An 11,342-nucleotide genomic window follows, 5' to 3' on the forward strand; every position below is an offset into this window, starting at 1 on the left:
TCATCAACTTGTAATTCTTAATACAATGAAAATAAAATTATATTTCCTTCTTTTTTTGGTAATCTTTCAGCAGATTTTTGCACAAAGCGATTACTATTGGATAAACGGAACCGGCGACTGGAGCGATCTGAACCACTGGCGGATCGGCTCGTCAACGGGTCCACAGGCGACTATTATTCCTTCCAGATATGATAATGTATTTATTACCAATTCGAGTGGTTTTACCGCAACTATGGGGATTATCTCCGGCTCATCGCCTATTTGTAAAAATTTTACCGTTCAGGATGGCTTTACCGGTAATTTTAGACTAACCACTGGTATTAGTATCTACGGAAATGTACAATGGCGGAAAGGTGCTTATCTATCAGAGAATACTGGTATGACGCTAATGTATGATAATACACAGATCACACCCAATCTTATAGATATACCCTCGGATATCTACTGGATAAATAATACTTCTTACGACGATTATGGTGGTTGGGGTTATACTAAATCGGCTTATGTTTATCTCACAGGAAACGGAAAATGGAAACTGATCAATGATCTTGGCGGTGATCATTTCGATATGGCATTGACGATACAAGATAACGCTTCGCTGGATACCAATAGTAAAAATATTACTGTAAAGAATTTCAATTACAACTCAAGCACCGTTTCTGATTTCGGAAATATCGTCATTAACACAACCTTTGCCAACATCAACGATAAGGTTAATCTTTCTAATTCCATAATCAATAATACCACGCACAGCTATTATAATAATTACAATATTAATAGCCCCGGATTAACTTTTACAAAACAACAGACCGTAAAAAAAATTACTTCGAGCTCCAATATGTACAAGCCGGTAATTAGCTCTACAATAGGAGTTTTGAATGTTGATGAAATGGTAATGAACAGTAATGCAACATTTAGTGGTTTGATTTCTGTAAATAATCTGAACCTTAATAATTTGATTTATTCTTTAGACAATACTAATATTAATTACTATCTTCAGATAAACCAAAGCTTTACCGCCAATGTATCTTGTAAAGGAATATCACCGTCACTTGGGATTTCCAACAGCGGCTATACCTATAAAGGAAAAATAATAGCATCGGCAGGCGTGGCAATGGATTTTCCCAATTATACCATTACCAACATTAATGCAGGCGGAGGCGCTAACTATACTGCAGCAACAGACGGTGGCGGAAATATCGGCAACATTACCTATAACAATTACACTTCCAATACCTATTATTGGATAGGCGGAGCCGGCAACTGGTTCGATCCTTCTCATTGGTCTTTGACCTCAGGAGGTACACCTGCAAATTGCGTCCCGATGAGATGGGATGATGTCTTTTTCGATCAGAATTCCGGGACAGGGCTAATTGTTTCTGCAAGTAATGGTCAAAATACAGAATTCCGGAATATGAAATGGCTGAATGTTCCTGGAATCCCACAATGGAATGTATATACCGCAACCTCTTATGGCAGTGTTTACCTGCAAAAGAATATGCAAATAAATACAACCAATACCAGTTTTAATTTCTCAGGAACATCTTCATCTGCGAATTATTATATGAGCTTTGAAGGAAACACTATGGCATATATTACTGTTAACGGAGTAGGGAATTATTATCTGATTGCTCCCAATACAGCTGGTGATTATCATTTAAAATCCATTGGTGCCTTTAATTTCAGTTCCAGTGGTGCAGCCAATCTTTTTGCTGATAACAGTAAAATAAGTGTTCAGCAAATGACTTTGGGTGGGAATTCGGTTTCAATAAGCAATTCGGATATCACCGCAGTTAGTATTACCATTTCTTCCGTACAGGCTATTAATGCTCAGAATACGACTGCCCGAGTTGGCGGAGTTATGGTTAATAGTGATACCAATAATCATTTCATTGATAGTATTATTTTTAATGGCACTGGAAGTGTAGGTGTTCGGGGAAAAATTTCTGCCAATACGATGCAGGTCGTAAGCGGAACAGATTTTCTTCTTAACGGGTATAATACATCCAATTCTACAATTTCTACCAAAAGCTTTATTCACAACGGAACCGGAGGGATAATTTTCGGTAATTACGGTTACAGTCCGTCTTTCTCTGTTACCGATGTATTTCTTTTTAACAGAAATGCTTGTTCTTCTATGCAGAATATGAGCGGGATCTCATCTGCGCAAAAGGGAAAATTGGTATTGGGAAGTAATGTCAATGGTAACGGAATTGTTCAGCTCAACAGATTAAATATAACCAATATAACGGCGAGTGGAGCAACTGTATTAGCAGATAATTCTATTGACAATGGGAACAATACAGGAATAACATTTACAGCACCTACCGGAAAAAACCTGTATTGGGTTGGCGGTGCCGGAAACTGGGAAGATCCGGCACATTGGTCTGTGGTAAGCGGAAGTACTGATCCTGCTAATCGTTGCGGGCCGCCTACTATTTATGATAATGTCTTTTTTGATGCCAACTCAGGGTTGGTAACCGGCAGTAATATTATTCTTAATAATTATGCAAGAGTGAATGATATGACATGGACGGTTCCTGCTCCAGCTACAGGAATAATGTATATGAATAGTTTTTCCATGACGATCAATGGTAATCTGTCTCTGCAATCTAATTTTTCGGTCAGTGGTAATTTTGGAGATACTTACAAATACTGGTATTTTACGAACTTGGGTAAACCTACAGGCGCTTTAAAGACGATCAATATGTCGGGAGTCAATGGGATTTCCAATTTAGATTTTACAGGTAATGCCACATGGGCAGTGACCGGGACAATGAAAAGCGATTACAGTATTCGTCAGAATACAGGTGCTACACTGGATTTTACTAATGTAACAGCACAATCTCTACTGATGAATTTTTCAGGAGAAAAACTGATACTCAACAACAGTACTATTAATGTAAACTCACTAAGTGTAAATACCGTGCAGCCAATACAGGATGTTAATAGTGTTATTAATATCACTCCTATATATTATCAATATCTGGAATCCAGTTTTAATGCTCGTAACCATTATATTGAAAAAATAAATATTAAATCAACCTATCAGGATAACTCTTCTTATCCCGGATATTATGCCATTTTCAGTTTTCCTCAGGGAACCATCAATGAACTGAATATATTACCTTATTCAAGTTCGAATGCTTATACTGGACCTGGTTTCCGCACCCTTCATATCGCAAGCCTGAATAAAGTAAACACACTTAATATCAGCGGAAAAAATACGGTTTCTTTAGGAAGTAATATCTATGTTCAGCAAAAAATGAACATATTAGGAGAATGTAGCTCGGATAAGCTGGCAATCATAAGTTCTGATGCCACCTCAAAGCAAATTGTAATCCCAAGCTACAATGCAACGGATTTTAAAATTACAAATGCATACCTCAAAGGGCTTTCTTCATCAGGAGGACAGACCTATGAGGTGAGTAGTAGTATTGATGCGGGTAATAATACCGGCTTCAACTTTAATGCGGTTCCGGGAGGTCGTGATTTATACTGGATAGGAGGACAGGGTGATTTTGACGATGCACAACACTGGTCTTTAACTTCGGGAGGAACTCCAATCGTCGACTGTTTTCCACCGCGTGCTACGGATAATGTTTTCTTTGATGTCAATTCCGGATTTACAGCTGCACAAAACAGGATATATATATCAGGTAATAGGAATGTGAAGAATATGACGTTTGATAATGCTCCTAATAAACCCATTCTACATTTTGGAACAGATCCTTATCGGGTATATTTATTATCCATATACGGAAATCTTACATTACAAAGTGATGCAACTGTTAGTGTACCATCCGGATCTACAGTTCCTTTCAATATTATAATGCAACAGAGTTCAACTCCCGGAATTACCCGATATATTGATACCAAAGGGGTAAGTACATTAATCAGTATCGCTGCTACTCAGGATTATTTTGAACTTCAAAGTGCTTATAATGGCGGACTCGCAGGGACAAATGTAAAAGGTTTTAAAACTAATAATAATTCTTTAACGACTTTAAGCTCTTCTAAATTTGAATTAATTTATCCTCAGAATATAGGTCCTGTATTGAACTTTGGACAATCAGTTATTAATAGTCCAACCTTTACTATTGATTCCTACAACAATTATCCGGTAACGATAAATGCCATCGACTCTAAAATAACAACGGGTAACTTCTATGTTCGTGTAACAAATGTAAACAACTTCGGAGATGTGACGATAACAACTGCAGGTACATTAAATGGTGGAACTCCTGTTCATAATTTCAATAAAGTAACTTTCCTTGGAAGCGGTACACTATCATCAAAAGGCAATTACAAAACTTTATATTTCAATCCCGGAACATATACCATTGCCAGTGGGCAAACGGTAACAGAAAATCTTTTTATGACAGGAACTTCATGTAACAGGATTAACGTGAGCAGAACAGCTGCTTCCGGTCAAACTATCATCAATCTTGATCCGGCAGCTGCTTATACTATGTTTTACGCATCCGTAAAAGACATGAATTTTTCACGTCCTGTCAGTGCTTATGGAAACAGTCAGGATTTGGGAAATACTACTAATCTTACCATTGTACCTACCAATGTTCAGGCAGTTGGATTTGGCGGTAACAAAACATTGTGTTCGTCAGAGTTTCCTAAGACATATGATGCAGCAGCATTATACGGAACAGATCCAAATGCATCATATACCTGGACAAAAATTGGAGCACCGAATGCCGGAGTTATCAGCACTTCTCCAACGGTTACTTTTACCCAGCCGGGAAATTACAGTGTAAAAGTGGTGTATGCTCAGGATGGATGTAATATTACAGAAAACTTTACGATTTCGTCTGTTGCATCAGCGTTAGATAATACGTCTACTACTGCAATCAGTGCTTTGATTCAGGCTACGAGTGATGTTGTGGTAACTTTTAAAGGAAGCTTAACCAATCAGACTTATATTTTTACTTACAGCATCAACAATGGTCCTGATATGGAAATCACTTCCAATGCAAATGGTGTGGCAACACTTAATCAGCCAAGAAATATTGTAGGCTCATTTGTCTATCATCTGAAAGGGATTCGATTTGCAACAGGTATGGCTTGTCCTGTTGCGATAGCCAAAGATATTGTAGTGAACATTAATCCTGATTGTACAACACCAGGAGTTGTTCAGTTGTACGGAAGCGAATTGAGGGGCTGTACAGCAAGTTCCGGAGCAAGACGATTGGCGGAATTATCTTCAATTACTATTGCTAATCAACCTATAGATGTCAATGTGACACAATTGATCCCTGGAATAGGAATCGTCATCAAAGAAGGAACCGACATTTTCTTATTAAGAAATAAAGAAGCCTTACCGGAAGCGCTTACCTTACCCTCAAATAAGCCTTATATTCAAGGAGCAATCATTTATCATAATGATCATTTCTATGAAGGTATTGATAATGGTAAATGGATCAGGATTGATAATGAATAGAATATTTCAAATGAAATAATTAATTAAATAAAACACAAGCACAGATTCTATCAACACACTTTGAAAAAAGAAGGTCTTAATGATCTTCTTTTTTTTATATATGAATTCAAAAGTTATTAACTTATGGTAACTGCCTAAAAATGTCATCATTCTTTATGGAATGGATTAGATGCTCTGAAGTTTTAATGTGTAATAAACTTTAATTTCCTATAACTCAATTTTGAATCCCTGAAGTCTTCTCTGGTAATGATGCTGAGTGACATAATTTTGTTTTAAGATTATGGTTCAAAATTTTGGGATTTGAATGATTTCGTGGGCAAGAATTTGTATTTTAAAATCGTGTGAAGTCGTGAAATTGAGATCTGCTTCGTATTAGAAATTATCAAGGTTCTGTTTGATGTTCATTATTATAATATTTTTTCAATATTCTAATACTTCCGGACGGTTTTTTAGTTTCTATCCTAACCCTAAATCCTCTTTGATGTAAACAAGGGCTTCATTTTCTTGAAAAAATGTATCTCTTCATCTTCAGATTTAAACCAAAGATTTTAGTTTTTGTAATGCCTAAATAATTATCCATAGGAATTTTTCGCATTTTAGAACTATATTATCTATTTCAAGATCAATAAAATTAAGTTGTTCGGTATTACTTAGATCCCCCAGTCGTAGAATAAATTCTATTTTATTAGTGTCTTGTTTATGTTTTTTGGGTACGATGAATTAATTCTTTTTTATAAATAATACAATAAAAACTTAAACATTACGCTTCCTCTTTAAGCAAGGATGCGACACAAGTATTGTCAGACAGTCCATTGGCGTGTAGATACAATGCCGTAATTAGATGCGGAAACTGCAATGTCTCAAAATATTGAATAATGTTGTTTTTCCGCATCCAATTGGTCCGGATAATAAAATTCCTTTGTTAAGGTCAAAGTTCATTTCTTTTGCTACCAGATCATCTTTAAGCATCCACGCAACCAAGGCGAAAATAATTCCTTTTTCAGATTCGGAAATTACATATTCCTTACCGATCAATTTTGAGGCTTTCTTCCGGAACCAAGGAATAATTTCGTTGTAATCATAACGGCTCTCTATAACTTTTGCCGGTAGTTGCATTGAGATTGCTGTTTTTTGTTGTGGTGAGATTCTTCGCTGCGCTCTGAATGACAGATGAAATATTGAATTTTTTGGAATTCATTAACCAATTCCTTGCTGCTGCCTGCCAGTTTTTCATTTTGGATTTTCCGCCTACCAGCCAACCATTGCTTTCATAATGATTGAAAAATTTTTCTGCTTCTTCCGAATGTGCGTCTTTTTCTGCGAAATACATTTTGACTTCGGAAAGATGAGGTTTTTTAAAACCAGATTCTTCGACTGTGCCGCTTGAATTTTCTTTTTTGCCTTGTTCAAATAATTGATTACTTTCGGGTGGAATACCAATAGTTTTATTGTTTACTATGTTTGTATTGTTTATAGAAGGTGTCAATGCCTGTCTATCTCCTATATCGTTTTTGATATTGTGGCTGTTTATTTCTTGTTTAGAGGTTGTCTGTTTTTTCCTACGCTTCCCGTACAGATTCTGAACTTGTGAATTTTCGAAATTATAAAGGTTTACCAAACTGCCTTTATAGGGATTAAAGGAAGGAATGTATTCGATATAACCGAATAGTTGTAATTCTTTAATGCATTTATGATAGGTACCAAATGCTGATATTTTGCTTAACCTCATCATTTCGTTCCGAGAAATACTGATTGGATTTTGGAAGTGATTGATATTCCAAAACTGGAATAATGCAAGATATAAACTTATATGTGTCGGATTCAGGCGTTCGTCCTGCTGGATTTTGTCGTAAAAACCTGTCAGATGTTTAATGTAATTCATAATCAATTATTTCTGATTCAACATTTTTTCTATATCCTGATAGTTGTAATATAAGGTTCCGCCGACTTTGGAATATCTTAATGTTCCACTAATACGGAGATTCTGTAATGTTCCGGAGGAAATTTTTAAAAGCTCTTTTACCTCTGAAGAACGTAACCATAATTTTTGCTCTGTCGTTTTGAGGTGTAATAGTTTTTTGATATCTTCCAATAATTCATCTTTGAATTCGTGAAGATCTTCGCGTGTAAGGATATTAACCGCCATAGTGTAAGTTTTAAGAGTTAAGACTCCAAAATTGCAGGTTTTGTATGGAGTTACTTCACAAGCTTTACACAAGTTGTGAGCAATTTTAGTTTAAAAAGATTAATATAGCCCAAAGTGGCTAATAAAGAGTAGTTTACAAGAGTGGGAAATCCAATCGGTAACGATTTAGTAATGGTGCTTACTGCACTCGCTTTCATCTGATTACCTTGTAAATCAATACTGCAAATATAAAAAAATAAAGGGTAAAGTACATAGGTGCTTTACCCTTTTTTTCTTTCCTCTCATACAAAAATTATGAAAAAAAATTCCCCCACTGTGGGGAACCTGTGATATTTATTCCAGTATATTTTCCAAATTTTGGTTCATCATCAATAGATGTAATTCCGAAACAGATAGTGATAACTTTTAAAAGACTAAGCTATGGAAATCCTGTTGAGTAAAATATTATCGCAAATAAGGTATCAAGAAGATAAACTCGCTTCCGATTTGATGCCAACGGCGGAAAAGGCGTATCAAATGACCTTATTCCTGAATGAAATGCTTCTTAAAGTAAAAGCCAAGATTGTGCAAAGTGGGTTTAAGAACGAACAGCAGGAAATTAACTTTTTTAAGAACATCAAACCCCAAATCTTAGGAAAGCTCATCTACTACAATAAAGTATTTCGATTTGAAACGACCTGTCCGGTCAGCACAGGGAAAATACATCAGAGTTATTACGAGAATGAATTAAAATCTCTCAAATCAGAATATAAGGAGAGTATTTGCAATACCTATTTTTACAGGTACTACCGTGCAGGAAGAACAGACCGTGACCACAGCTATTTTATGCTCGGAAAAATTAATTACCACGATGGTTTAAATAGCGGAGTTTTTGAAATAGACCTTAGCTTTTCCACTTATTACGATAACAAAATAGCCCATATTATTGCCAATGAACTACTCTATACTTATTTGCTAAACAAAATCAATCCCGAAGAAAATCCTGACTTCGTTTTACTAAATGACGATGTGAATAAGGATATTTCGTGGACTAATTCGCAAAACGCACTTATCGAACTGATATATGCCCTGTATGCTTCCAGTTCTATCTCACACGGAAGTATCGGTATCAGAAAACTGGCTTTGATTTTTCAAATCCTGTTCCGAACTCCTGTAAATGATATACATCACGCTTTCCACAGAATGAAAACCCGTGCAGGTTCCCGAACGGCATTTTTAGACCAGCTTAAAGTTTCATTGGAAGAATATATGGATAAAGACCTTTGACTATTAAAAGGCATTGGTTCAAAGCAGTACATTTATGTGTACTGCTTTTTTTTACCCATATCTGCCAATTGGCAAATGAAGGCAAAATAACGTAGTTAATAATTCAAAAGCCCTCGAAACCCTTATTAAACAAGGGTTTTTCCCGATTGCAAAAATTTTCAAAAAACCGTCAAACCAATTGGCAGACATTGGCAGACAAACTTTGCCACCCTTAGCAATTTTGCATTGTGAACATTAATAGCAATGCAATGAAAATAATCACTATCGAAGAAGAAGCGTGGCAACAGCTCAACAGCCGTATCAATGCGATTGCCGATTATCTCAAAAGGTTAAATGATACAAGCTACGATGACTTGTGGCTGAACAACCACGAGGTATGCCAATACCTGCACATCAGCGAAAAGACTTTGTGGCGTATGCGTACCAAAGGCGAAATAGCTTATTCAAAACTTTACGGGCAATACTTCTATACGATTGGAGCAATCAAGGATATGCTCAATGCCAATGCTATACAAAGCAATGATGAATTTGTACAGGAGCTTATGGCAAAAGGCAAAAGCTATATCAAGAAAGGTAGAAAGCTGAAATCAGGTAAATCTTAAAACGTGCGGTTATGAACATTGACAGAATGGAATTTTTGGCGTGGATGGAACGCCTAATGGAACGCCTCGATATGCTGGGCGACAATATAGACAGCTTACAAAAGAAACGCAACAGCATTGACGGAGAGGAATTGCTCGACAATCAGGATTTACTGCAAATGCTGAAAATCAGCAACCGTTCCCTGCAACGGTATCGCTCCATCGGCAAGTTGCCCTATTACACCATAAGTGGCAAACTGTATTACAAACTGTCTGACGTGCATCAGTTCATCAGGGAAAGTTTTAATCCGCCTTTACCCAAACTGAACGCCAATGGATGACAAACACTGCCTTTGACTGCCATATCAGGCAAGTGAGCAAACGCTTCATATACATTCGGCATTTGAACTTTAAAATATTCAGATTATGAGCGAAGAAACAGAAAACAAACAGCAAACTCCCGAACAGTTATCGGATATATTACTGGTATTGGATAAGCAAAAGAATAAAATACAGGCGGTTACCGGCATAGACGAAAACGGCAAATTGAAGACTACTGACCCCACAAAGGAAAACCAAAGCCAGTTTATGCGTGTGGATAAGCACGGCGATTTGTTCTCCAACTTCTTCTCTAACTTTTGGAGGCAGTTAAAAAATCCGACCAATTTTTCATTCTTCAAAGTATCGGCTGATGAAGCCGTAGATAAGGCTAAGGAAATGCAAAAGCAGGTAGATAATCCTACACCCGAAGGCGAAAAGGAAATGAAAAAGAACGAGGTAAAAGCCGAACCCGAAAATGAACAAAAACAAGAAAATAAAAATGATATGGCAACAACACAGACAACACCGGATACCAGCGAATACCGCTACAAGCCGGAACAGATTGATTGGGAAACAATGAACAATCTCGGAATAGGCAAAGAACGCCTTGAAAAAATGAACCTTTTAGACCCGTTGCTAAGAGGTTACAAGACCAATGACCTTGTACCTGTAAGCGTAAACCTCGGCGGGGCTATTGTTCGCACAGATGCCCGTTTGTCTTTACAGACTGCACCGGACGGAACCGTAGTGGCAGCGATACACGGTATCAGGAAAGAGCCTAACCTGAACTTTGAGTTTTTCGGACACAAGTTTACCGATGAGGATAAGAAAAACCTGCTCGAAACGGGGAATATGGGTCGTGTGGTTGACTTGACCAATTCCAAGACAGGCGAATTGATGCCGTCAATTATCAGCGTGGACAGGCTAACCAATGAGCTGATTGCCCTGAAGACCGAATTTGTCAAAATTCCCGATGAGATTAAGGGTGTAAAATTGAACGATGAGCAAAAACAAACCTTGATGGAAGGCAAATCGCTTTATTTGGAAGGAATGATTTCTAAAAAGGGCGATGAGTTTAGTGCCAATGTACAGTTTAATGCGGATAAAAGATATGTTGAGTTTCTGTTTGATAGAAGTAACAATAATCAGCAAACACAAGAAAACCGGCAGAACAATCAGCAAAGCCAACCGCAGGAAGCTCCGAGAACTTTTAGAGGTAAGGAACTTGATGATGAACAATACAATAAGTTCAAAGCTGGACAAACTGTTTATATAGATGGTCTGATAGATAAAAAAGGACAAAAATATCAGGGCTACATCACGCTCAACAAAGAAACTGGCAAAACAGATTTCTCGTTCCAAAATCCCGACAAGCTCAAAGCCCAAGCGAAACCAACCGAAGCCCACAAAACGCAGACTGCGGTTAATTCCGAGGGAAAAACCAACGAAGCAACCAAGAATATCAAAGAGCCTTTGAAATCGGGGCAGCAAACACCCAAAAATGAAAAACAGCAGGAACAACAGAACAAACCCAAAGCACCTGCAAAATCCAAAGGCGTAAAAAGATAGTGAA

The 11,342-nt window shown here is 37.2% G+C and carries 8 protein-coding genes; 5 read left to right on the forward strand and 3 right to left on the reverse strand.

Features of this window, described 5'->3' with window-relative positions; translation table 11 throughout:
- The first annotated feature begins 25 nt into the window (after positions 1-25).
- Complete coding sequence (locus AC5P2S_RS05935) at positions 26-5,455, forward strand: hypothetical protein (protein ID WP_494556600.1); 5,430 nt, start codon at positions 26-28, stop codon at positions 5,453-5,455.
- A gap of 837 nt (positions 5,456-6,292) precedes the next feature.
- On the opposite strand, the gene AC5P2S_RS05940 is transcribed toward AC5P2S_RS05935, so the two are convergent.
- The 3 genes from AC5P2S_RS05940 to AC5P2S_RS05950 are packed head-to-tail and all read right to left on the reverse strand — an operon-like array spanning position 6,293 to position 7,601.
- Positions 6,293-6,571 (reverse strand): hypothetical protein, encoded by a 279-nt coding sequence (locus AC5P2S_RS05940; RefSeq protein ID WP_494556601.1) that lies wholly within the window; start codon positions 6,569-6,571, stop codon positions 6,293-6,295.
- Positions 6,534-7,337, reverse strand: a complete 804-nt coding sequence (locus AC5P2S_RS05945; protein WP_494556602.1) for a transcriptional regulator — start codon at positions 7,335-7,337, stop codon at positions 6,534-6,536. The genes AC5P2S_RS05940 and AC5P2S_RS05945 overlap by 38 nt, the downstream gene beginning before the upstream one ends.
- Before the next feature lie 6 nt (positions 7,338-7,343).
- Complete coding sequence (locus AC5P2S_RS05950; protein ID WP_494556603.1) at positions 7,344-7,601, reverse strand: helix-turn-helix domain-containing protein; 258 nt, start codon at positions 7,599-7,601, stop codon at positions 7,344-7,346.
- Between the two features lie 420 nt (positions 7,602-8,021).
- Between AC5P2S_RS05950 and AC5P2S_RS05955 the strand changes: the two genes are divergently transcribed.
- From AC5P2S_RS05955 to AC5P2S_RS05970, 4 genes are all read left to right on the forward strand, one after another.
- Entirely contained in the window at positions 8,022-8,867 is an 846-nt protein-coding gene (locus AC5P2S_RS05955; protein ID WP_002996078.1) for an RteC domain-containing protein, read from the forward strand.
- A gap of 248 nt (positions 8,868-9,115) precedes the next feature.
- Positions 9,116-9,469 carry a helix-turn-helix domain-containing protein gene (locus AC5P2S_RS05960; RefSeq protein ID WP_002996076.1) on the forward strand — a complete coding sequence of 118 codons (354 nt, stop codon included), beginning with the start codon at positions 9,116-9,118 and terminating at the stop codon, positions 9,467-9,469.
- Positions 9,470-9,480: 11 nt separating this feature from the next.
- On the forward strand, positions 9,481-9,789 hold the full coding sequence (locus tag AC5P2S_RS05965) for a helix-turn-helix domain-containing protein (protein WP_002996071.1): 309 nt from the start codon (positions 9,481-9,483) through the stop codon (positions 9,787-9,789).
- 85 nt (positions 9,790-9,874) lie between these two features.
- Positions 9,875-11,338 (forward strand): DUF3945 domain-containing protein, encoded by a 1,464-nt coding sequence (locus AC5P2S_RS05970; RefSeq protein ID WP_002996066.1) that lies wholly within the window; start codon positions 9,875-9,877, stop codon positions 11,336-11,338.
- Positions 11,339-11,342: the final 4 nt, after the last annotated feature.

This window comes from Epilithonimonas sp. 33E, from assembly GCF_059372615.1.